This is a genomic window from Pseudarthrobacter sp. NIBRBAC000502770 (assembly GCF_006517815.1).
Classification (GTDB): domain Bacteria; phylum Actinomycetota; class Actinomycetes; order Actinomycetales; family Micrococcaceae; genus Arthrobacter; species Arthrobacter niigatensis.
This window is the reverse complement of sequence record NZ_CP041198.1, coordinates 4,018,609-4,040,574: the sequence shown is the minus strand read 5'-3', so window position 1 is coordinate 4,040,574 and position 21,966 is coordinate 4,018,609. Positions and strand designations below refer to the sequence as shown.

Below are 21,966 nucleotides of genomic sequence, written 5' to 3'. Positions count from 1 at the left end.
GCAATCCTACGAGGCGCAGGAGCGGCCGGGAGCCTACAGCCCCAGTTCCGCGGGCAGCTCGAGCTCCTGGCCCAGGACGTTCTTTGCCAGGAACCACTCCACCACCTGGTACCAGACCTTGGCGTGCTGGGGCTGGAGGACCCAGTGGTTTTCGTCCGGAAAGTAGAGGAACCGGTGCGGGGTCTGCCCGTCCTGGTCCGCTGCCAGCCGGGACTTGGACAGGAGCTCGTACCAGAGCCGCAGGCCTTCCCCGATGGGCACGCGGTAGTCCTTGTCGCCGTGGATCACCAGCATGGGCGAACTGATCTTCTCCGCGTGCAGGTGCGGTGAATTCTCCAGCGCCATCTCTTCGGTCATTTCCTTCAGCCAATACTGCGAGGCATCCGTTGTGGGTCCAAACTGGTCCAGCGCCCACAGGCTGGCGTGGGTGACCACGGCCTTGAACCGGTCCGTGTTCCCCGCCACCCAGTTGGCCATGTACCCGCCGAAGGAGCCTCCCATCGCAGCGGTCCGGGCTTCATCGATGTCCGGCCGTTCCACTGCGGCGTCCGTGACGGCCATGAGGTCCGTGAACGGCGCCTTGCCCCAGGCTCCCCAGCCGCGCTGGATGAAGGCCTGGCCGTAGCCCGTGGACAGTGCCGGGTCCGGCAGCAGCACCGCGTAGCCCTTTGCCGCCAGGAGCCACGGGTTCCACCGCCAGGTCCAGGCGTTCCAGGATCCCAGCGGGCCGCCGTGGATCCAGAGCAGCATCGGCGCGGGCGCCTCTGCTGATGCGCCCTCAGGCAGCGCCAGGTAGGCCGGAACCCGGGAGCCGTCCGGAGCCGTGGCGGCAATCCGCTCCAGCCGGCCCGGGCGGGACGGCCGTTCGGCAGGTGCCGGCAGGCGGGTGGTTTCCCCGGTGGCCACGTCGATCCGCACGGCTTCGGGCGGGAATTCGTACGAGCTGCGCAGGGCGTAGGCATAACGGCCATCCGGGGAGACTACGACGTCGGAGTAGGCGGCAGCGTCCTGCGTCACCCGGGCGATGCCCACCTCAGCCGCAGCCGCCGGAACGCTGACCCGGAAAACCGGCGACGCGCCGTCGTCGTCGGCTGTGACCAGGAGGGCGGACCCGTCTGGAAGCCACGCTGCCGGCTTGGGCCAGCGGTCCCAATCGTGGGCAAGGGGCTGGAGGCCGCCGGGCTCCCCCGCTCCGCCGGAGACGTCCAGGAGGTGCATCCTGATCTCTGGAGCCTGTTGCGGGGCGGAGTCGCTTTCGCTGAGCACCACCAGGGTCTTGCCGTCCGGGCTGACCGGACCCGGGAAATAGCTCATGCCCGCCTGGTCCAGGAGCACCTTGAGGCTTCCCGATGCCACATCCACCGCCACCAGGACGGAGCGGCTGTCCGCCCTGGCGAGGGGTCTGGTGTAGCTGCTGTAAACGGTCTTCCCGTCCGGGCTGACCACTGTCTCAGCTTCCCTCAGCCGCGGGCCGGCAGCGGGCGTAAGGTTGCGCAGGACCAGGGGCGCAGTGGAGTCAACGGTTTTGGGCTTCCCTTGCTCCTTCTCTTCGCCGGTTTCCACGGCGAAGATCCGCGGCTGGCCGGGACCCAGGTCGGCGTCCCAGTATCGCACCGGGTACTCGCTGTGCAGGATGGCCGAAACTTTCCGGTCCTTGCGGGATTTGCGCCGTTCAGCGTCGTCCTCCTCATCCGCGGAACCTGCCAGGACCTCGGCGGCCACGAATGCCGCATCAGCGTTCCTGGCGGTCATCACCTTGCCGACGCCGCCGGGCCGGCTGAGGACCACCCTTGCTTCCCCGCCGTCTGCCGGAAGGAGCCAGAGGGCGTTGACTGGCTCTTCATCGGGGCTGTCCGGATCGGGCCGCGCGGACGTGAAGTAGACATCGCCGTTCGCGGCGAACGCCGCGCCGGCCTCGCCCTTGGCACTGCGGGTGATGCGCCGGGCATGCTTTTGCCCCGCAGGGTCCAGCTCCCACAGCGCACTGGCATATTCGATGCCCTTGCCGTTCAGGGTACTGACGGTGGTCACCAGCCGGGAGCCGTCGGGACTCAGGGCAAGGCCGCTTACCCGTGGGATGGACAGGTAGTGGTCGAGGTCGTGGAAGGGGGTCAGTGGTTGCTCGTCCGGGATCGCCGGATTCTGATTAGCCATGCACCGATTCAACATGGTTTGTGCCGCCGATCACAATGCGGAAGCCCCGCCGCTCCTTGCGGAGCAGCGGGGCTTGCGTTGTGGAACTTAGACGCTCGGGGCGATTTCCGGGATGCGCGGCTTGGCGTTGCCGGCGAAGGTGAACTTCGCGTCGTCGCCTTCGCCTTCGACATCCACCACGACGATGTCGCCGGTGTGGATCTCGCCGAAGAGGATCTTCTCGGAGAGCTGGTCCTCGATCTCGCGCTGGATGGTGCGGCGCAGCGGCCGGGCACCCATGGCGGGATCGTAGCCGCGGGTTGCCAGGAGCACCTTGGCGGCCTTGGTGAGCTCGATGCCCATGTCCTTGTCCTTGAGGCGCTTCTCCAGGCGGGTCACGAACAGGTCCACGATCTCGATGATCTCGTCCTGGGTGAGCTGCGGGAACACCACGACGTCGTCAACACGGTTCAGGAACTCGGGGCGGAAGTGCTGCTTGAGTTCCTCCGTGACCCGTGCACGCATGCGGTTGTAGCCGGTCTGCGTGTCGGTGCCGGACTGGAAGCCGGTGGCAACGCTCTTGGAGATGTCCCTAGTACCCAAGTTGGTGGTCATGATGATCACAGTGTTCTTGAAGTCCACCACGCGGCCCTGGGAGTCGGTCAGGCGGCCGTCTTCCAGGATCTGCAGCAGCGAGTTGAAGAGGTCCGCGTGGGCCTTCTCAACCTCGTCGAACAGCACCACGGAGAACGGACGGCGGCGGACCTTCTCGGTCAGCTGGCCACCCTCTTCGTAGCCCACGTAGCCCGGAGGGGCACCGAAGAGCCGCGAAACGGTGTGCTTCTCGGAGTACTCGGACATGTCCAGCGTGATGAGGGCGTCCTCTTCACCGAACAGGAACTCGGCAAGTGCCTTGGCGAGCTCGGTCTTGCCGACGCCGGTGGGGCCGGCGAAGATGAACGAGCCACCGGGGCGCTTGGGGTCCTTGAGCCCTGCACGGGTACGGCGGATAGCCTGGGACAGTGCCTTGATGGCCTCGTCCTGGCCGACGACGCGCTTGTGCAGTTCATCTTCCATCTTGAGCAGGCGCGAGGACTCTTCCTCGGTCAACTTGAAGACGGGGATGCCGGTGGAGTTGGCCAGCACCTCGGCGATGAGATCCTCATCCACCTCGGAGATGTCATCCATGCCGCCGGACTTCCAGTGGCGTTCCTTTTCCGCGCGCTCGGAGATCATCTTCTGTTCCTTGTCGCGGAGCGAAGCGGCGCCTTCGAAGTCCTGCGCGTCGATGGCGGATTCCTTCTCCATCTTCAGCTTGGCGATGCGCTCGTCCATGGCCTTGAGCTCCGGCGGAGCGGTCATGCGGCGGATGCGCAGCCGGGCGCCGGCCTCGTCGATCAGGTCGATGGCCTTGTCCGGAAGGAAGCGGTCCGAGATGTAGCGCTCGGCCAGGCTTGCAGCGGAGGCCAGGGCGCCGTCGGTGATGGTGACGCGGTGGTGTGCCTCGTACCGGTCACGCAGGCCCTTGAGGATCTCGATGGCGTGCGCCACGGAGGGTTCCTTGACCTGGATCGGCTGGAAGCGGCGCTCCAGGGCAGCGTCCTTCTCGATGTGCTTGCGGTACTCATCCAGCGTGGTGGCACCGATGGTCTGCAGCTCGCCGCGGGCCAGCATGGGCTTGAGGATCGAGGCTGCGTCGATGGCGCCTTCGGCGGCACCGGCACCCACCAGGGTGTGGATCTCGTCAATGAACAGGATGATGTCGCCGCGGGTGCGGATCTCCTTGAGGACCTTCTTCAGGCGCTCTTCGAAGTCACCGCGGTAGCGGGAGCCTGCCACCAGGGAGCCAAGGTCCAGGGTGTACAGCTGCTTGTCACGGATGGTCTCCGGAACGTCGCCGCGGACAATCGCCTGGGCCAAGCCTTCGACGACGGCCGTCTTGCCGACGCCGGGCTCGCCGATGAGGACTGGATTGTTCTTGGTACGGCGGGAAAGGACCTGCATGACGCGTTCCATTTCCTGCTCGCGGCCGATGACCGGGTCCAGCTTGTTCTCGCGCGCGGCCTGGGTCAGGTTGCGGCCAAACTGGTCCAGGACCACGGACCCGGCGGGAGCGCCCTCGGGCTGTCCGCCGCCGACGCCTGCGCCGGTGGTTTCCTTGCCCTGGTAGCCGGAGAGGAGCTGGATGACCTGCTGGCGGACCCGGTTGAGGTCGGCGCCGAGCTTGACCAGCACCTGCGCGGCAACGCCTTCACCCTCGCGGATGAGGCCGAGCAGGATGTGCTCCGTGCCGATGTAGTTGTGGCCCAGCTGGAGGGCTTCGCGCAGCGAGAGCTCCAGTACCTTCTTGGCACGGGGGGTGAAGGGGATGTGGCCGGAGGGAGCCTGCTGCCCCTGCCCGATGATCTCCTGCACCTGCTCGCGAACGCCGTCGAGCGAAATGCTCAAGGACTCAAGAGCTTTGGCGGCAACGCCCTCACCCTCATGGATCAGACCCAAGAGGATGTGTTCGGTACCGATGTAATTGTGGTTCAGCATGCGTGCCTCTTCTTGGGCAAGCACAACTACGCGACGGGCACGGTCCGTAAATCGCTCAAACATTTCGCCACACTCCTAGCTACGACGTACTTTGATGCTACGTGGCCGCCCCTGTGTTGTGGAGCGTGTTCGCCACAGGGGAAACATGGGTCGTCCGGGAATATTGCCGCGCCGCCTTCCACGGACTCCGGCGGCCGGGCATCAGCGGACAAACGAGCCCTCCAGGCAGCCCTTGTCCCACGCCGGGTGATGGGCCATTCTTGGCCCTAATGGCTGCCTTAAACGCTCCAGCGGGAGCAACAAGGGCAGCGTGAATCAGCGGGAAGGGCGGGAAGATGTCGCATGTGGACCTGGAACGCGTCAGGCGCCCGGCGGAGGTTGCCCTCGCCGCGGGTGCGGTTTGGCTGGCAGGCATCAGCCCGGTGCCGGGGGTATACCTGGAGCCCGACGCTGCGCGGCGGCTCGACATGCTCCGTAAAGGGCAGCGCTGGTGGGTGGCCGGACAACATGTGGCCGCAGCGGGGACGGCTGCCATGCCCGCGGCGTTTGCCCGGCTGGCCCTGGCCCTCCCGCCCGGAAGGAGCAGGGCACTCGCCGGCACAGCCGCCGTCGCACTTGCCGCCGGGGCGCCGTTTTTTGTGTCCGAACTTGCAATGCGCGCGTCGGACCTGGAGCGCTTCGCGGCGCGCCGCTTCCCGGCGTGGCCGTTCTACGCCTATGCGTGGCTGCATGTGCTCGCGCTCGGGTCCCTGTCCGGCGCCCTGGCAACCTTGCCGCACCGGAAAAAGGAAGCGGCAGCGCTTGCCCTCGCCAGTGCCGGGTGTGGAGTGGTACTGGCGAAAACAGGTGATATTCCGCCTTTCGTGTTCTATGTCGCCGAGCAGTTTGCTGCCGGCAGCCTGCTGCGCCGTGGATCGCACAGCGGTGAATCCCAGGCCGGGGCGCGGGAGTAATTACGCCCGTACCGCTAAATACCTGCAGCCAGCCAAAAGCCCTGCCTCCCGAAGGTGGGAAGCAGGGCTTTATAGTCAGGCGACGCGCGTACCTAGGAATTTGCCTTTTGGTAGGCTTCCTGGATTTCGGCCTGAATTCGGCCGCGGCTGTTAACGGTGTACCCGTTATCCCGGGCCCATTGCCGGATTTGCGCCGAATCGTGGCTGCGGCCCCCGGGGCGGCTTTTGCCCGCTGGGCGCGGCCGCCGGATGCCTTGCGTGCGGCAGTGATGAACCTCTCCAGTGAAGACCGAAGTTCAGCGGCATTGGCTGCGGACAGGTCAATCTCATAGTTGACCCCGTCGAGGCCAAACTTCACATTCTCGTCTGCGGATCCCCCATCCAGATCATCAACGAGGATGATGTTTACTTTCTGTGCCATTAAAGTCTTCCTCTTGCTGGAAAGTCGGTTTTCAGAAAAGCAGGATGTTTCCCGAAAAAAGTATGACTCTTATCTTGGCAACGCGTCAAAGCGCCTAATGGTTCCTTGGGGATAAAGGCAGAAAGTAGGGGGTTTTAGCTATTTTGATTCGGGACCTTGGCGGTCCGTGGGCCGCACGGCAAGCGAATCAGCTTCGGCCTGGGCGCGCGCTTCCGCCTGCCGTTCAGCCTTGTCCGCATTAAAGATCGCCTTCATGGCAAACCAGAACAGCAGGCCCACCACAAGAGAGGGAAGGATAACTGCTACGTACTCCATGGTCAGTGCCCTTCAGGCTTCAATAAGGGGAAGAGGATGGTTTCGCGGATCCCGGCGCCGGTGAAGAGCATCACCAGGCGGTCGATGCCCAGGCCGATGCCACCCATGGGCGGGGCACCGTACTCGAGGGCGCGCAGGAAGTCCTCGTCCAGCTGCATGGCCTCGACGTCGCCGGCCGCTGCGTGCAGTGACTGTTCGGTAAGCCGTTCGCGCTGGATCACGGGGTCGATCAGTTCGGAGAACGCGGTGCCGCGTTCCATGCCGCCGATGATCAGGTCCCAGGCCTCGATCAGCCGGCCGTCTTCACGGTGCGGGCGGGCCAGCGGCTGGGCCGAGGGCGGGTAGTCGTAGACGAAGGTGGGGTTCAGCAGGGTGGGCTCCACGATCTCACCGAAGAGCTCCACAGCCAGCTTCTCGGCGTCCCACTTGGGATCCACCTTGACCTCGTGCTTGGCCGCGATTTCCCGAAGCACCTCAGCAGGGGTGTCCGGCGTGATTTCCTGCCCAACGGCGTCGGAAAGCCCCGGGTAGACGGCCAGCCAGGTCCACTCGCCGTCGAGGTTGATCTCCCCCGCTTCGGTCTGGAGGACACGCCCGGCACCCACGGCGTCCGCGGCGTCGAGGATGATCTCCTTGATGCGTTCGGCCATAACGAACTGGTCCGCCCAGGCCTCGTAGCACTCGAGCGTGGTGAACTCAGGGCTGTGGGTGGAGTCCACGCCTTCGTTGCGGAACACGCGGCCCATGTCGTAGACGCGGTCGATGCCGCCCACGACTGCCCGCTTGAGGTAAAGCTCGGTGGCGATGCGCAGGGTCATCTTCTGGTCGAACGCGTTCATGTGGGTCTCGAACGGCCGCGCCAGGGCACCGCCGTGGACCAGCTGCAGGATGGGGGTCTCCACTTCCACGTAGCGGTGACGGAACAGCGTCTCCCGGATGGACCGGGTGATGGCGGCGCGGGTGTAGACCATTTCGCGGGCCTCGTCGCGGACCATCAGGTCCACATAGCGCTGGCGGACACGGGTTTCCTCGTTCAGGTCCGCATGCAGTACGGGCAGCGGGCGCAGGGCCTTTGAGGCCATGGACCAGGAGTCGGCCATGATGGACAGTTCGCCGCGGCGGGAGGAGATGACTTCGCCCTTGATGAACACGTGGTCGCCCAGGTCCACCAGTGCTTTCCAATCCGCGAGCGCTTCCTCGCCCACGTTGGCCAGGCTCAGCATGGCCTGCAGGCGCGTCCCCTTGCCGTCGGTGCCGCCCTCCTGCAAGGTGGCGAAGCAGAGCTTGCCGGTGTTGCGGACGAAGACCACGCGGCCGGTAACGCCTACGGTGTCGCCCGTGGTCTCGTCAGCCTCAAGGTGGCCGTACTTCTCCCGGATCTCGGCGAGCGAGTGCGTGCGCTCCACTCCCACGGGGTAGGCCTCCGTGCCGCGCTCAAGAAGTTTGGCGCGCTTCTCCATGCGGATCCGCATCTGCTCGCTGGCGTCGATGGGCTCTGGGGCATTCTTGGGCGCGGGGGTGTTTTGGGAAGTCACAATCATCAAGTTTACCGGGATTTGGCTTGCGGGACTTTCAGCTGCCCTGCAGGCTTGCACCCTAGGATGGCCGGGTGAAAGAACGGGTACTTCCAACGCACGACGCCGGCAGGCTGGCTTTATACAGCTACGGCACCGAGGATGCTCCTGGCGAAAAGCGGGTGCTGTTGATCGGTGGAGCGTTCCTCACTGCCCTGATCTACCGGCCGTTCTCCATTGAGCTCGCGAAGGGCCTGGGTGACGGCTGGGCTGTTGACGTCTATGACCGCCGGGGCCGTGGCAACTCCTCCGAGCAGCCGCCCGGCTACTCCATGGCCACCGAGATCGAGGACGTGCGGACCGTGATGGATGCCACCGGCGCCCGGAACATCCTGGGCCACAGCCTGGGCGGGGCGGTGGCGCTCAATGCCGTACAGGAGTTCACCGGCACCGGCTACGTGCCGGACAAACTCGCGGTGTACGACGCAGCGGTGAACATCGACGGCAGTATCGATACCGCCTGGCTGGACGGGTTCGAGGACGCCGTCAACAACGGCAGGGTGGGCCGCGCCCTGGCGTACATGAAGAAGGCCACCAGCCCCGGCTCCGTCATGGCACGGATCCCCGATCCCGTGCTGGCTGGCCTGATGGCCGTGCTGTCGCGGACCAAGGTGAACACGTTGTTCCGCGAGGTGATGCCCAGCGGAGTGGGTGAGCTGCGCGCGGCCTTCGACGAAAAAGACCACGCCCGCGATTTCAGCGTGCTGCCGTCCGGCACGCATTTCATGGCCGGCGGGAAGAGCCCCGACTATTACAAGGTGACCGCGGAACGGCTGCACGCAGCCGTTCCGGGCAGCACCCACCAGCTCTCGCCCAAATGCTTCCACGGCTCCATCCCGGCAGCGGTCAAGGAGCTCGTGGCTGACATCTCGGCGTACTTCAAGGACGAAGGTGCGGACGAAAGGCCCCGCCCGGATTCCTCCGGAGCTATTCCCGTCCACCGCGGCTGATTCCGGCCGAACCGGCCGGGATGCCTGCAACCACTTGCTCGGCTAGGCTCGGAGCATGACGCGAGAGAACATCAGGACCCCCGACGGCGGCACGATTGAGCTCTTCTCCACCGGCGCGGAACTGGCTTCGGCAGGGTCGGGCGTGGTGGTGGTGCCGCCTTCAATGGTCACGGCCGCGGACTACACCAAATTTGCCCAGAAACTAAGCGCGGGCCTGGGCCGGCCGGTGCACACGTTCAACCGGCGAGGCCGGGGATCGTCGTCCCCCCAGCCCGAGGATTACACGCTGGACGTGGATATCCGTGACCTGGACACCGTCATGAAGCACACCTCCAGCACGGATGTCTTTGGCCACAGCTTTGGCGGCGCTGTTGCCCTGCACGCCGCGCGGACCCTTCCGGTGGAACGTCTGGCGGTTTACGACCCCGCCGTCTCCGTGAACGGCAGCGTCACTGCGGACTGGATTGTGGAGTACGAGCGCGCCATCGCGGCAGGCGACCACGACCGCGCCCTCGCAGTCATCCAACGCGGCCTGGAAGCCGGCGGCTCCTTCTCATCAAGAATGCCGCTCTCCATGCTCACCCTGGCCAACAAGCTGACCGCGGGCACCACGGAGGGAAAGCAGCAGCGCGAGCTGATGCGCACCGGCGTCCGCGAAATCAAGGCGATCATCGCCGCCGACATGCCGGCCGAACCGTTCCAGGCGCTCCCCTTGGAGACGCTGATTGTGGTGGGCGAAAAGAGCCCGGCCTACTTCGGCATCGCGTGCGGCCAGATCCACGACGTCCTCTCCGGCTCCAGCTACACCATCCTGCCCGGCTTCGGCCACGACGGCGCCATCAAGGCCCCTGACAAGCTGATCAAGGAACTGAGCGACTTCTTCGCCGGCTAGTGTGCTGGCCCGTGGCCCGGTCCGGCACCTTCAGTCTTGCGCATCATCGCGGACAGCACGACGGCGGCAAGGGCTATGACCGTTGCCGTCATGAAGGCGGCGCTCATCCCGGCGACGAGCCCCGACGTCGCACTCACCACGGCGAAGATTGACACCAGCAGCGCCGTGCCGGCGGCGCCGGCCACCTGCTGGGTGGTGCTCATGATCGCCGAGCCGTGGGAGTACAGGTGCGGCGGAAGTGGGTTCAGCCCGGTGGTGAAGGCGGGGGTGAACAGCAGGGCCAGGCCGAAACTCAGCCCGACGTGCAGGGTGATGATCCACCAAACCGCCGTGCCGGCGTCGAGCATTGAAAACTGCCAGAGCGTCACCACCATGAGGATGGAACCGGTGACGGTGAGCGGCAGCGGGCCTACCTTGTCGAATGACCGGCCGATGACGGGGCCGAGCAGGCCCATGGCCAGGCCGCCGGGAAGCAGCGCCAAGCCAGTCTCGAGCGACCCCAGGCCACGGACTTCCTGCAGGTAGAGCGGGAGCAGGATGACGCCGCCAAACAGCGCCATCATGGCCACCACCATCAGCAGGACCGAGACGGTGAACATCCGGAAGTTGAACGCGCGAAGGTCCAGCAGCGGCGCGGCGGCCCTCTGGAGCCGGACCTGGCGCAGCACGAACACCGTCAGCGCAGCGACACCAATCGCAAGGGCAGCGATGGCTCCGGCGCTGGGGCCCGACTGGCCGCCGTGGCCGCCGCCGATCTGGCTGAGCCCGTAGACCAGGCCACCGAAGGCCGGGACGGTGAGGATCACGGACAGGACGTCGAGCTTTCCCTTCTCCACTTCTCCCACATTGGTGAGGTATTTGGCGCCGATGGCCAGCGCGGCGAGGGCCACGGGCAGGACGAAGACGAACATGAAGCGCCAGGTGAAGTGCTCAAGGATCAGCCCGGAGACCGTGGGGCCCATGGCCGGCGCCACCGAGATGGCAATGCTGACGTTGCCCATGACCGCACCGCGCTTGGCAAGGGGGACAAGGGTGAGGATGGTGGTCATCAGCAGCGGCAGCATGATGGCGGTGCCGCCGGCCTGTACGATGCGGGCCAGGAGCAGGACTTCGAATCCCGGCGCCACCGCAGCGAGTGCCGTTCCACCGGCGAACAGGCCCATGGCCAGCATGAAGACCGCCCTGGTGGAGAGGCGCTGGAGGATGAAGCCGGTTGTGGGGATGACCACGGCCATGGTGAGCATGAATCCGGTGGACAGCCATTGGACGGTGGGCGCGTCCACCCGGAGGTCCACCATGAGCCGCTGCAGGGCGACATTCATGATGGTCTCGTTGAGGATCACCACGAACGTCGCCACCAGCAGCGTGCTGATGATGGTCACGGACTCCCGGGACATCTTCTCCGGTGCGGCGGACGGGTTTCCTTGGCGGATTCCTTCGCCGGGTCCCTGGTCAGGGGCGGACTGTCCGCTGGCGTTCGGAGAGACTTCGGTAGACATGGGTGTTCCCTCAGGGGTGTTTTAAGAGTGATGCGCGGCCGGCGCCGCTGCAGATTCCAACACTCTACCCGCTGGAGTAATTCCTCCGCATGGGTTCTTTCTACCCCCGAGGGAACATTAGGGCGTCCCTTTAGGCGGTCTGCCCTGCGTGCTGGCCTTCGGAGATTTCCTCAATCAGCTTGCTGTTGAACGCCGGAAGGTCGTCGGGGTTGCGGCTGGTCACCAGGCCCTGGTCAACCACAACTTCCTGGTCCGTCCAGTTGGCGCCGGCGTTCTTCAGGTCGGTTTCGAGCGTGAAGTAGGACGTGACGTTCCGGCCCCGGATGACTCCGGCCTCGATGAGCAGCCACGGTCCGTGGCAGATCGATGCCACCGGTTTGTGCTGTTCGAAGAAGCTGCGGGTGAAGCTCTGCGCGTCCTTGTCGACGCGGAGGTGGTCTCCGTTCACCACGCCACCCGGAAGTACCAGTGCGTCGAAATCGGAGGCATTGGCGTCCGCGACAGTGAGGTCGACGTCGAAGGTATCGCCCTTTTCCGTTCCGTCGTAGCCCTGCAGCTTGCCGCTCTTCGGGGCGATGAGGGTGGGTTCGCCGCCGGCATCCTTTACGGCCTGCCAGGGACTGGTGAGTTCCACCTGTTCCACTCCATCAGTCAGCAGGAATGCCACCTTCTTGCCTGCGATGCTGTGCTCTGACATTTTTCCTCCTCGCTGGAGCGGCCCGCGCAGCGTCTGGGCGCGTCGGGTCCCGCTCGAGAGTTGATTGCCTGACGTGTTCCAGCCTAGGAAAGAGAAAAGTAATAAGCAAGCTGACTATCTGGCTTGGGCGCTATCCCGTGGGTAGGCGTACGACGCCGGCACAGGGCTTGCAGGGTCGAGGCACCTTTGGCAGCGGGTGGCGTTGGCGGCCAGGCGCATTAAGCAGGGGCGACTTCAAATGACAGTGGGTCGCTGGATGATGTGGGTATGGGAATCGGCGGTGGTGTTGGGGTGGCGTTGGAGGGTGTTCGTGCCTCTGTTGCTGCCCTGGATGCGCTGGAGCGTGAGGACGCCTCCCTGGCGGCCGGTGCCAGTGTTGGTGCTGGTGTGGACGTGTTGCAGCGGCGGTATGAGATCCGGTTGGAGCGGCTGGAGGTTGCGTCCCGGCTGGAGGCGCAGCTTGCAGGGGTGAAGGCGCAGGATGCGGCCGACGCCGTCGGGTTCCAGGAGGCGATGACCCCGCCGGACGCCTCGGTCCAGGACCGCACGTACGCGCAGATGTCGGTGGTGGAGGAGATCGCAGGGGTCCTCACCATCAGTTCCGCCGGTGCCGGGGCGCTGGTGGAGCAGTCCCGCCGGATTTGTTCCCTGCCGCTGGTCATGAACGCCTTGGCCGCGGGCGTGATGTCCTGGCAGCACGCCCGCGTCGTCGCCGACGAAACCGAAGGACTCACCCCCGAGGGCGCGCTGAAGCTGGTGGCGCATTTCTTCGACCCCGACGCACCCGATCCTGCCCGGGGTGCTGCGCCCGGTGAGCTGGTTCCGTCCCGGTTCCGGGCCAAGATCCGGGGCTGGCGGGAACGCCACCACCCGGAGTCGATCCAAAAGCGCCATGCGAAGGGGGTGGCGGATCGTCGGATGGAATACACCCCGGACCGGGACGGCATGGCCTGGGTCTCCCTCTACCTTCCCGGCGATACCGCGTGCGCGATCTGGAACCGGACCACCGCGACCGCCCGCGGCCTCCAGGGCACCAACGAACCCCGCACGCTTACGCAACTCCGCCCCGACATCGCCGCATCCCTGTTGCTGGGGGCTGGAACCGGCACCGGCCTTGCTGAAATTCCCACCCCGCGGGCCGACGTGCTGGTCACCGTGCCCGTGTTCGCCCTTCTCGGCCTCACTGACGAACCCGCAGTCCTGGATGGTTTCGGGCCGATTCCGGCGTCCATGGCACGGAAACTCGTCGCCGGTGGGGCGGAGTCGTTCTACCGGGTCCTCGTCGACCCGCGGGACGGGGCGCCCCTGGAGATCGGCAGGAAGAACTACCGGCTCACGGGGGCCATCAAACGCTGGATCAGGCTGCGCGATGCCCAATGCACGTTCCCCGGCTGCACCAACAAGACCCCCGACAACGAAACCGACCACCTCACCGCGTGGCAAGACGGCGGCACCACCAACGTCAGCAACCTGGCCCAACTCTGCCGCAAACACCATCGGCTCAAACACCACAGCCAATGGACCCCCGGCCCAGCCACGAGCAAAGACCCACCGGGCTGGACCTCACCCACCGGACGCCACTACAACCCCGAACAACAGGAATCAGAACCAACCCACTGGCCACCAGGAACCTGGCCACCGCCACTTCAATGGGACGTGCCCCGTGAATGCCAGTGCCTGGCGGCGAGCCTCGAACACCTTCCGCAGTGGGAACCCGACGACGACCGGTACGTGGACCTCAACGACTTGCCAGCCGACGATCCACTCTGGGCCGAATTCCCAGCCACGCAATTTGCCCTTGTCCCGGACGCCATCGGCGTCCGGTCATAGGCTCCCGCAGTGAGTCCTGAAGTCCGTCCTGCAGCACCGGTCGACTACGGCTTGTGATGCTCGATCAGCCAGGCCGCCATCTGCCGGGCCCGTTTCCCCGCGTCCAGGTCACCGCCGGTGGCCGAGATGATGGAGCCCTTCATCAGGATCTGCCAGGAGCGAGCAAACCCATCGGAATCCACAAGCCCGGCTTCCTCGGCCAGCGCCTGCACGTGGCCCCGGAGTTTCGCCAAGTAGTTGATGCTGGCCTGGCCCAAGGGGTGCGACGGCCCCATCTCCAGCAGGACATGGGTGAAGGTACTCCCCTCAAAGTCATCGCGCTGAAACCATTCCCCCAGGACGTCGAAGATCGCCAGCAGACGCTCCTCCGGCGTCTGCCCCCGGCGACGGGCCTGGGACACGATCGCTTCCACGGTCCACAGCTTGTCACGCTGCTCGAGGAACGCCAGGACCAGCGAATCCTTGGACGGGAAATGCCGGTAGAACGTGGCTTTTGCCACCCCCGACCTGTCGATCAGCTCATTGACGCCAACGTCCCGGATTCCCCTGCGCGAGAACAGTTCGTAGGCCACCGAAAGGATCCGTTCCACGGAATTGCTGCTGCCCTCCGGCGCCGCCGGAGAGGAAGCATCGGATATCGGGACCTTCGCCTCTGTGCTCATAAGACTTGGAGTCTATCCGAGAGGAAGACAGACTGGTCTTTCCCGCTGTAGTGTTTTCCCTACGCAGTTCTTAAGGACACCGCACAGGCGCACCAAGGGTCCGCCGGTTTGGAGCAAGGAGGCCCCAATGTCAGCAGAGCGGATGTTCCAAAGTGTCCCGTCGGACCCGGATCCCTGGATGTCCGGCGAGACGCCCGCCGAGGTCCGGCAGTTCGCCATCGAATCGCTCCGGTGGCAGGCCCAGGAAATCATCGACGAGCTGCTCGGTGGCCAGGATCCGGGTGAAGAGCTTGCCAGGGCCCGACTCCGCCGGTGCGTCGCCAGGAACCCGGGCCGGCCCGAACGCGCGCTGCTCGAACAGCTCATGATCAACCGGGACCATCCAGTTTCCTAAGGAATCCCGCAGGGCTGCCGGGCAAATCCAGCACCGCAGCACTGCGCTCCGCTGCTATGAACTTAGCGGCACGTTGTCGATCAGGCGCACCGGCCCCACTTTGGCCGCTATGAGCGCCAGGCCCTCGCCACGGAAAGGTGTTTCCCGGCAGTTCTCGGCCAGCGGTTCAAGCGTGCCCGGATCCACCACATCGAAATAGTCCAGTTCCACCAAAGGCTGGGATTCCACCATCGCCAGCGCGGAATCGAGGCCCAGCGGTTCGTGGGCTTTGGCCCGCTCCTCCAGCAACCGCAACGCCCTGGACAGGACCAGCGCGGCGTCCCGCTCCGCCTCGGAGAGGAAGCGGTTCCGGCTGGACAGCGCCAGGCCGTCCTCGGCGCGCACCGTCGGCACTCCCACGATCTCCACCGGGAAATCCAGGTCGGCAACCATCCGCCGGACCAGGGCCAACTGCTGGGCGTCCTTCTGCCCGAAGTAGGCACGGTACGCCGGCAGGCTGCCGCCGGAACCTGCGGAGCCGGCCGGAAGACCTGCCGCCGGCATGCCATAGTGCAGCAGTTTGGCCACAACGGTCAGGGCACCGTCAAAGTGTCCGGGCCGCGAGGCGCCCTCCCACTTATCCCCCAGACGGCCCGAAGTGATCCTCACCAAGGGCTCGCCACCGGGGTAGACCTCTTCCACGGAGGGCGCGAACGCCAGGTCAACGCCCTGCTCCTCAAGCAGGGCAAGATCCGCATCAAGCGTCCGCGGGTAGCGGTCCAAGTCAACCGCGTCGCCGAACTGGAGGGGGTTGACGAAGATGCTGGCCACCACCACATCGTTCTGCTCGACGGCGGTGCGCGCCAGCGTTGCATGGCCTTCGTGGAGTGCCCCCATGGTTGGCACAAGCCCTTGGGAAACGCCCTGCTTCGCTGTGAGCAGGCGGTCACTTTCGGCTTTCAGGCCGGCCACCGTGGTGACGAGTTGAATCGGCATTCAGTCTTCCTTCGGATCAAGGGCCTCGTGAAGACCCTTCAGCTGGTCAGGTTTCAGCAGCCCCCGGCCTTCGGCGCGCAAAGCGGTGGCTCGGGCCATCGCGAGGTAGGCGGCGAGCACGTCGCCCTGCCCCCCGCCGTCGTACTCCCGCAACGCCTCAGCGTGTGCACGCACCGTGCCGACGTCCCCGCGGGCCACCGGACCGGTCAGGGCGGACTCCCCCGAGGCCAGCGCGTTTTCCAGCGTGGCCCGCAGCAGCGGCCCCAGCATCCGCTCGGGGGATTCCACTCCCACCTCGCGCAGGAGCTGCGACGCCTGTGCCACCAGCGTGACCAAATGGTTGGAACCGTGGGCCAAGGCTGCATGGTAGAGCGTCCGGTCCGCCTCGGCGATGGCCACGGGCTCCGCCCCCATCTCCACCACCAGGGCCTGCGCGATGGGGAGCATGGCGGCATCGGCCGTCACGCCGAAGGTGCAGTCAAGCAACCGGGTGAGGTCAAGGCTCATGCCCGTGAAGGTCATGGCCGGGTGCAGCGCCAGTGGAACCGCGCCGGCGGCACGGACCGGATGCAGCACGCCCACGCCGAACCGCCCCGAGGTATGGGCCACGAGCTGTCCCGGCTGCCAGGCGCCAAGCTTCGCCAGCCCTTCCACCAGGTTCGGGAGGGCGTCGTCGGGCACCGCCAGCAGCACCAGTTCGGCACGCTCCACGATGTCCTGCACTTCCAGGATGGGCACACCGGGGAGCAGCGCCTCGGCCCTGTCCCGGCTGGCGTCGGAGACGGCCGAGACCCCCACGACGGCGTGCTCGGCGGCGCGCAGGGCGGCACCAAGCACGGCGCCCACCTTGCCGGCACCGATGATTCCAACGCCGAGGCGTCCGGGCTTAGCCATGCTGCTGGCCTTCCTGTTCGTGGTGGGTGCGGGCTTCACGGGCTGGTGTCCCGTGATGCGGTGTCCCAGGATGCGGCGCCCCGGGTACCGGCGTGCCCGGCACGGGCGCAGGTTCCGCTGCCGGAACAACCTGCCGCAACCATTGTTCGGTGGTTTGCCGCCTCCTGGCCAGCCGGGCCCGCGCGGACTGCTCGTCAAAGAGCTGCCGGGCCTCGTCCAGTCCCGCCTGGGTCAGCCTCGGGGCCACGGGGCCGGCCGTCGTGTGCAGGACCAGGTCGGCCACCCGGAACAGGCGTGCCACGGGCCCCTGATGGATTGCCAGCGACTGCGTCCGTTGGTGGGGCACCAGCACTAGGTCCCGCCACCAGCGCCCGGAACGGATCAGCAGCGCCGTGTCCGTGGCGGCAAATCCGTTCCGGCGCCAGGCAAGGGGCGCCAGCAGCCATGCCCGCCGCGGCGTGGTGGTGAATCCGCCGTCGGAACCCGTGCCACCGAGGCCGGCGGCAAACACCTCGGCAGGGCGTTCGGTTCCCGGATCCGGGAGGACCAGCGAAAGCATGGCCATGACGTCGGCGAACTTCCCGACGGGCAGGAGGATGGTCCGGGTGTTCCCTTCCGCTGCGTTGCCGGATGTCCCGTAGCCGGCGACGTTCACCTGCATCCGGTACCAGCCGAAGGGACGCCACAGCGGCGGCTGGGCGATCTTCACTGCCTGGATCCGGCCGGGCGGAAGCGTCTGCGCCTGCGTATCGAGCAGTCCGTACCACAGCCGGATGCCGTCCGGCGAGACCGCGGCGGTGAAGTTGTAGCCCTTGTTGAAGAAGTTCCAGTACCCTGCGGCGAGGCCCAGCCCGGCGGGCACCAGGTAGAAGTAGAAAGCGCGGTTGTCCGTCAGCGCGGAAAGGAGAACCGAGACGATGCCGCCCACCACAATGAAGAAGCTTTGCTCGCTCAGCAGGAGCGATCCGATAAGGCGCGACGGCGGCACGCGAAGTACCTGGATTTCGGGCGCCTCGGATGCGTACGGGCCAAAGGAAGCCGCGGATGGGCTGGCTGAACCGGCAAGCGCAGCGCCGTCGATGCCGGCGGCCGGGCCCGCACCGGAATCCGCCTCAGCCACGGAAGCCCGGGCAAGGATGGTGGCGCGCAGCCGGCGGGCGTCGTCGATCCGCAAATAGGCTAGGCGCACCGCCGATTCGCCGGCGTCCGCCACTTCGAACTTGAGTTCTGCCAGGCCGAAGATGCGGGCCAACAGCGGCTGCACGATGTCGATTGCCTGGACCCGGTCCAGCCTCGCCTGCCGGTGTTGGCGGAAGAGGAGGCCTGTGTTGACGCGGACGTAGCCGCCGGAGACCTGGTACTTGGTGAAGTACCAGGTCAGGACGAATCCGAGGACTGCTACGGCCAGCACTGCCGCGCCGCCGCCCAGGAGCCACGGTGCACGGCGGGCAAACCCGTCCTCGAACACCGGTTGGCCTTGGAGCGTCCGCTCAAAGAGGTCGCGGCCAAAAAAGAACAAAATGGCCGCCAGCGCAACCCAGCCCCGGACGAAAGGCGAGGCAGGATGCACGCGCAACCAATCGCCGTCGGACGTTTCGTAGCTTTCCGGTACCGCGGCAGGTGGGAGCGCGGGCGCTCCGGGCAACTGGCCGTCAGCGGTCACAGTCCTGCCAGCCTGGCTTCGCCGCGCGCGGCCAGCTGTTCGCGGAGCCGCGCCCCTTCCGCCGCCGGGAGGCCGGGAATGCGCGCGTTGGTGCCAGGTGATGCCGTATGGAGCTTCACGGTACACAGGCCCAGCCCGCGCTCCACGGGGCCCACTGCGATGTCCACGTACTGCATTCGGCCGTAGGGGACGGCCATGGTGCGCTGGAAGAAGATGCCGCTCCTGACCAGGAGGTCGTCGTCGCGCTCGGCGTAGCCGATGGCCCTGACCTGCCGCGGGATGAGCACCAGCCGCCACAGGGCGACCAGCAGGGTGACAGCCGGAAGGGTGATTGCCAGCCACAGCGGCGGCCACCGCCACCACCCCAGGAGGACGAGCACCAGCGGCGCGGACAGGACCAGCACCGCCAGGACGTTCGCCAGGGCCCACTCCACCAGCCGGACGGTCACGTACTTGGGGGAAACCCGCTGCCAGGCAATACCGGGCGGGTCAATCGCCTCGGTACGCATACTCGCCTTCCCCGGCGGCCTCGCCGCGGGCGGTGCGGCCCTTCTTCCCGTCGGCACCGGGGGTGTCGCCGTCCTCCGGGGGAATCCTGCAAAACCGCTCAACGAGGAGTCCCACCACGATCATCACCAGGCCGCCGCCGGCCATGGCAAGGGCCAGCCAGGTGATTCCCTGGTCGCTGCGCAGGCTCCAGATCCGCAACTGGTCAAGGAAGATGCCCACGTGCCAGCCCAGCAGCACCGTCCCCGCGTACGCACACGCCTGCGCCAGGACCAGGGTCCGGGCCGCCAGCAGGGGGTCCAGCTGCGTCTTCTTCGTCTTGCTGTTGGGCTGGTGGCTGTTCCGCCATCTCAGGATCCGGATCCCCAGGATCAAGGTGATGACGACGATGACCCCCATGGTGGCAAGCGCGGTGGAGGGCAGGACAGGCGTGGCCATGCTGTAGCGGCTGGTGACAACCGTGGCCGACCAGCCCGCGACGGCAAGAATGACGCAGATCAGCAGCAAACGCAGCGGGTTGATGGGCTTCATCGCTCGTCCACAGCTCCCGCCGTGGGCAGGCCGTCAAAGTCTCCGTAACCGTCAAACGGGGCAAGATCCTTGAAATCGTCGGCCTGCACTGCCAGGGTGCTGATCCGTTCGCCGTTCAACGTGGCGCCGGGTTCGATGAGGGACCACGGATAGAGGACGAACGCGCGTGACGCTGCGCGGGGGTGCGGGATGGTCAGGACGGGATCGTCGCTGCGGAACTCTCCGTAGGTGATGATGTCGACGTCGAGCGTCCGCGGTCCCCAGTGGACCTCGCGGACCCGGAGGTGCTTGTTCTCCACGGCCTGGCAGTGTTCCAGCAGTTCCGCAGGGGTGAGGATGGTTTCCACGGTGATGACCATGTTCAGGAAGTCGGGCTGGCCGGAGGGTCCGCCCACCGCCTTGGTCTGGACAATGGGCGAGACGGCGAGGAGCCGGACCTCCGGCGGGTCCACCAGGTCCGCCACGGCCTCGGTCAGGGTCTCATTCCGTTCCCCGAGGTTGCTTCCCAGGGCCAGCACGGCCTTGGTGTAGATTCCGTTCATGCCTGTGCCCCGGCCGGCGCAGGGACGGCAGAGGCCCGATCCCGGTGGACCGTCACTGCCACGTCCCCGAACGGAACCTCAATGGGGGCCTTCGGTTTATGGACCGTGATGTCGACGGCATGGAGGGCGAATTCGGACAGGAGGCCTTCGGCGATCCGCACCGCGAGTGCCTCAATGAGGTTGAGCGGCTCTCCGGTGATCCAATCGGTAATACGCTGGGCCACCTCACCGTAGTGGGCGGTGTCCCGGACGTCGTCGGACTGCGCGGCTCCGGTGAAGTCCAGGTAGAGCACGGCGTCCACCACAAAGGGCTGCCCTTCCCGGCGTTCGAAATCGAAGACACCGTGGTGGCCGACTGCCGTCACTCCGGTCAGCGTAATCCTGTCCATGGGTCCCCCGGCCCTATTGCGTTTTAGGTACGGCTTGTGTCGAGGGTGCCGCCGCCATGCGCGCCGCAACCTTGACCGCGTCGAGGCTGGACCCGACGTCGTGCACACGCACGGCCCATGCCCCGCGGCTGGCGCTGATCGCCGTGATCGCGGCCGTGGCAGCGTCCCGTTCGTCCGGAGCGGCGGACTTTCCGGCGACGGTAAGGAGGGTGCCGAGGAAACGCTTGCGGGAGGCGGCCACCAGGACCTTGTGCCCCAGGCTGTCCAGCTGGTCCAGGTTTTGCAGGAGTTCCCAGTTCTGGGCATCGTTCTTGGCGAACCCCAGGCCCGGGTCGATGATGATCTGTTCCTGGCTGACGCCGGCAGCGTAGAGCTTGTCCCGCACTCCTGCCAGCTCCGCCACCACTTCCCCGGCCACGTCCGTATATTCGGCGAGCGAGTTCATGGTCCTGGCGTCGCCCCGGCGGTGGGTGAGGACATAGGGCACCTTGGAGGTTGCCACAAGCTCCACCATCTCGGGTTCGATGGTCAGTCCGGAGACGTCGTTGATGATGGCAGCGCCGGCCTTGAGTGCAGCGGCCGCCGTGGAGGCGTGCGTGGTGTCGATGCTGACCAGGGCGCCGGCCTTCACCAGCGCTTCGATCACCGGCAGCACGCGGCGCTGCTCTTCATCCGGAGTGACGTCGTCGGCACCCGGCCGGGTGGACTCGCCTCCAACGTCGATGATGTCAGCGCCGGCGTAGAACATTCGCAGGCCGGCCGCGATGGCGGTGTCCGCCGTCGCATGCTTGCCGCCGTCGCTGAAGGAGTCAGGGGTGACGTTCAGGATGCCCATGACCAGGGTGCGGCCGGTGGGCAGGTCTTCGAACCGCGCGGCCGGCCGCGGCTTGCGCAGGATTGGCAGCGGGGATGTTGCGGGCCCCGTTCCGGGGGCTGCAGCGAGTGTATCCATGGTCTGTGGTTACCTTCCGAGGATGAGGCTCATGGCTTCGGCACGGGTGGCCGGATCATGAAGCTGCCCGCGGACCGCACTGGTGACGGTCTTCGCTCCGGGCTTGCGGATGCCGCGCATGGACATGCACATGTGTTCGCATTCGACAACGACGATGGCACCGCGGGGTTTGAGGTACTGCACCATCGCCTCGACGATTTCGGTGGTCAGCCGTTCCTGCACTTGCGGGCGGCGGGCGTAGATGTCCACCAGCCGTGCCAGCTTGCTCAGTCCGGTCACCTTGCCGTCATGCGAGGGAATGTACCCAACGTGGGCAACCCCGTGGAACGGCACCAGGTGGTGCTCACACGTGGAGTAGAACGGGATGTCCTTCACCAGGACCAATTCCTCATGGTCCAGGTCGAAGGTGGTGGACAGGACGTCCGCCGGATCATGGTGCAGCCCGGCAAACACCTCCGCATAGGCCTTTGCAACCCTTTTGGGGGTGTCCACCAGGCCGCCGCGGTCCGGGTCCTCGCCGATGGCAAGGAGGATCTCACGGACGGCCGCTTCAATCCGTGGCCGGTCCACCTTTTCGCTCTTGGAGTGGTGGGAACCGGCCTCCGCCGGGTAGGCGGCGGAGGCGGAAACGTCGTCGTCGTCGAAGGAAGTCACA

Annotated in this window: 21 protein-coding genes and 1 pseudogene; 5 read left to right on the top strand and 17 right to left on the bottom strand. The window is 66.3% G+C overall.

The features are described 5' to 3' along the window. Positions 1-33 precede the first annotated feature (33 nt). Together NIBR502770_RS19220 and NIBR502770_RS19215 are read right to left on the bottom strand one after the other, a co-directional pair. The gene (locus NIBR502770_RS19220) at positions 34-2,154 is read right to left on the bottom strand and encodes a S9 family peptidase (protein WP_141183012.1); all 2,121 of its coding nucleotides are present in this window, start codon (positions 2,152-2,154) and stop codon (positions 34-36) included. Positions 2,155-2,241: 87 nt separating this feature from the next. Next, complete coding sequence (locus NIBR502770_RS19215) at positions 2,242-4,734, bottom strand: ATP-dependent Clp protease ATP-binding subunit (protein WP_141158568.1); 2,493 nt, start codon at positions 4,732-4,734, stop codon at positions 2,242-2,244. A 272-nt stretch (positions 4,735-5,006) separates the two neighbouring features. Between NIBR502770_RS19215 and NIBR502770_RS19210 the strand changes: the two genes are divergently transcribed. Next, entirely contained in the window at positions 5,007-5,624 is a 618-nt protein-coding gene (locus NIBR502770_RS19210; protein WP_141183011.1) for a hypothetical protein, read from the top strand. A gap of 92 nt (positions 5,625-5,716) precedes the next feature. Here NIBR502770_RS19210 and NIBR502770_RS19205 read toward each other — a convergent pair. The 3 genes and pseudogenes from NIBR502770_RS19205 to lysS form a co-directional block, all read right to left on the bottom strand. Further along, positions 5,717-6,045 (bottom strand): annotated as a pseudogene (locus NIBR502770_RS19205) (Lsr2 family protein). Between the two features lie 138 nt (positions 6,046-6,183). Further along, on the bottom strand, positions 6,184-6,360 hold the full coding sequence (locus tag NIBR502770_RS21280) for a hypothetical protein (protein ID WP_168223198.1): 177 nt from the start codon (positions 6,358-6,360) through the stop codon (positions 6,184-6,186). A 2-nt stretch (positions 6,361-6,362) separates the two neighbouring features. Then, the gene (gene lysS, locus NIBR502770_RS19200) at positions 6,363-7,901 is read right to left on the bottom strand and encodes a lysine--tRNA ligase (RefSeq protein WP_141158571.1); all 1,539 of its coding nucleotides are present in this window, start codon (positions 7,899-7,901) and stop codon (positions 6,363-6,365) included. A 68-nt stretch (positions 7,902-7,969) separates the two neighbouring features. Between lysS and NIBR502770_RS19195 the strand changes: the two genes are divergently transcribed. Both NIBR502770_RS19195 and NIBR502770_RS19190 read left to right on the top strand, forming a co-directional pair. After that, on the top strand, positions 7,970-8,884 hold the full coding sequence (locus NIBR502770_RS19195) for an alpha/beta fold hydrolase (RefSeq protein WP_246857327.1): 915 nt from the start codon (positions 7,970-7,972) through the stop codon (positions 8,882-8,884). Positions 8,885-8,939: 55 nt separating this feature from the next. Then, positions 8,940-9,776: an alpha/beta fold hydrolase gene (locus tag NIBR502770_RS19190; RefSeq protein WP_141158577.1), complete on the top strand. Its 837-nt coding sequence runs from the start codon at positions 8,940-8,942 to the stop codon at positions 9,774-9,776. Here the strand turns inward: NIBR502770_RS19190 and NIBR502770_RS19185 are convergent. Together NIBR502770_RS19185 and NIBR502770_RS19180 are read right to left on the bottom strand one after the other, a co-directional pair. Further along, a complete protein-coding gene (locus NIBR502770_RS19185) occupies positions 9,773-11,275 on the bottom strand; it encodes an MDR family MFS transporter (RefSeq protein WP_141183010.1) in 1,503 nt (500 codons plus the stop codon). The two genes, NIBR502770_RS19190 and NIBR502770_RS19185, sit on opposite strands and share 4 nt — an antisense overlap. Positions 11,276-11,405: 130 nt before the next feature. Further along, positions 11,406-11,972, bottom strand: coding sequence for a type 1 glutamine amidotransferase domain-containing protein (locus NIBR502770_RS19180; protein ID WP_141183009.1), 567 nt, complete (start codon positions 11,970-11,972; stop codon positions 11,406-11,408). 267 nt (positions 11,973-12,239) lie between these two features. Between NIBR502770_RS19180 and NIBR502770_RS19175 the strand changes: the two genes are divergently transcribed. After that, positions 12,240-13,802, top strand: coding sequence for an HNH endonuclease signature motif containing protein (locus NIBR502770_RS19175; protein ID WP_141183008.1), 1,563 nt, complete (start codon positions 12,240-12,242; stop codon positions 13,800-13,802). Positions 13,803-13,846: 44 nt separating this feature from the next. Here the strand turns inward: NIBR502770_RS19175 and NIBR502770_RS19170 are convergent, their stop codons facing one another. After that, positions 13,847-14,464, bottom strand: a complete 618-nt coding sequence (locus NIBR502770_RS19170; RefSeq protein WP_141183007.1) for a TetR/AcrR family transcriptional regulator — start codon at positions 14,462-14,464, stop codon at positions 13,847-13,849. A gap of 127 nt (positions 14,465-14,591) precedes the next feature. Here NIBR502770_RS19170 and NIBR502770_RS19165 point away from each other — a divergent pair, with 127 nt between their 5' ends. After that, positions 14,592-14,858: a hypothetical protein gene (locus NIBR502770_RS19165; protein ID WP_141183006.1), complete on the top strand. Its 267-nt coding sequence runs from the start codon at positions 14,592-14,594 to the stop codon at positions 14,856-14,858. Between the two features lie 54 nt (positions 14,859-14,912). Here the strand turns inward: NIBR502770_RS19165 and NIBR502770_RS19160 are convergent, their stop codons facing one another. The 9 genes from NIBR502770_RS19160 to folE are packed head-to-tail and all read right to left on the bottom strand — an operon-like array spanning position 14,913 to position 21,965. Then, entirely contained in the window at positions 14,913-15,833 is a 921-nt protein-coding gene (locus NIBR502770_RS19160) for a pantoate--beta-alanine ligase (RefSeq protein ID WP_141183005.1), read from the bottom strand. Then, positions 15,834-16,727, bottom strand: coding sequence for a Rossmann-like and DUF2520 domain-containing protein (locus NIBR502770_RS19155; RefSeq protein WP_141158584.1), 894 nt, complete (start codon positions 16,725-16,727; stop codon positions 15,834-15,836). Further along, on the bottom strand, positions 16,720-18,390 hold the full coding sequence (locus NIBR502770_RS19150; RefSeq protein ID WP_141183004.1) for a PH domain-containing protein: 1,671 nt from the start codon (positions 18,388-18,390) through the stop codon (positions 16,720-16,722). Before NIBR502770_RS19150 ends, NIBR502770_RS19155 begins: the two co-directional genes overlap by 8 nt. Then, entirely contained in the window at positions 18,387-18,899 is a 513-nt protein-coding gene (locus NIBR502770_RS19145) for a PH domain-containing protein (RefSeq protein ID WP_141183003.1), read from the bottom strand. Before NIBR502770_RS19145 ends, NIBR502770_RS19150 begins: the two co-directional genes overlap by 4 nt. Continuing rightward, entirely contained in the window at positions 18,880-19,428 is a 549-nt protein-coding gene (locus NIBR502770_RS19140) for a DUF3180 domain-containing protein (RefSeq protein WP_141158587.1), read from the bottom strand. Before NIBR502770_RS19140 ends, NIBR502770_RS19145 begins: the two co-directional genes overlap by 20 nt. Further along, complete coding sequence (gene folK, locus NIBR502770_RS19135) at positions 19,425-19,970, bottom strand: 2-amino-4-hydroxy-6-hydroxymethyldihydropteridine diphosphokinase (protein ID WP_141183002.1); 546 nt, start codon at positions 19,968-19,970, stop codon at positions 19,425-19,427. The genes NIBR502770_RS19140 and folK overlap by 4 nt, the downstream gene beginning before the upstream one ends. Further along, the gene (gene folB / locus NIBR502770_RS19130; protein ID WP_141183001.1) at positions 19,967-20,359 is read right to left on the bottom strand and encodes a dihydroneopterin aldolase; all 393 of its coding nucleotides are present in this window, start codon (positions 20,357-20,359) and stop codon (positions 19,967-19,969) included. Before folB ends, folK begins: the two co-directional genes overlap by 4 nt. 13 nt (positions 20,360-20,372) lie before the next feature. Continuing rightward, the gene (folP, locus tag NIBR502770_RS19125) at positions 20,373-21,311 is read right to left on the bottom strand and encodes a dihydropteroate synthase (RefSeq protein WP_141183000.1); all 939 of its coding nucleotides are present in this window, start codon (positions 21,309-21,311) and stop codon (positions 20,373-20,375) included. Positions 21,312-21,320: 9 nt separating this feature from the next. Next, positions 21,321-21,965, bottom strand: a complete 645-nt coding sequence (gene folE / locus NIBR502770_RS19120) for a GTP cyclohydrolase I FolE (RefSeq protein WP_141158591.1) — start codon at positions 21,963-21,965, stop codon at positions 21,321-21,323. Position 21,966: the final 1 nt, after the last annotated feature.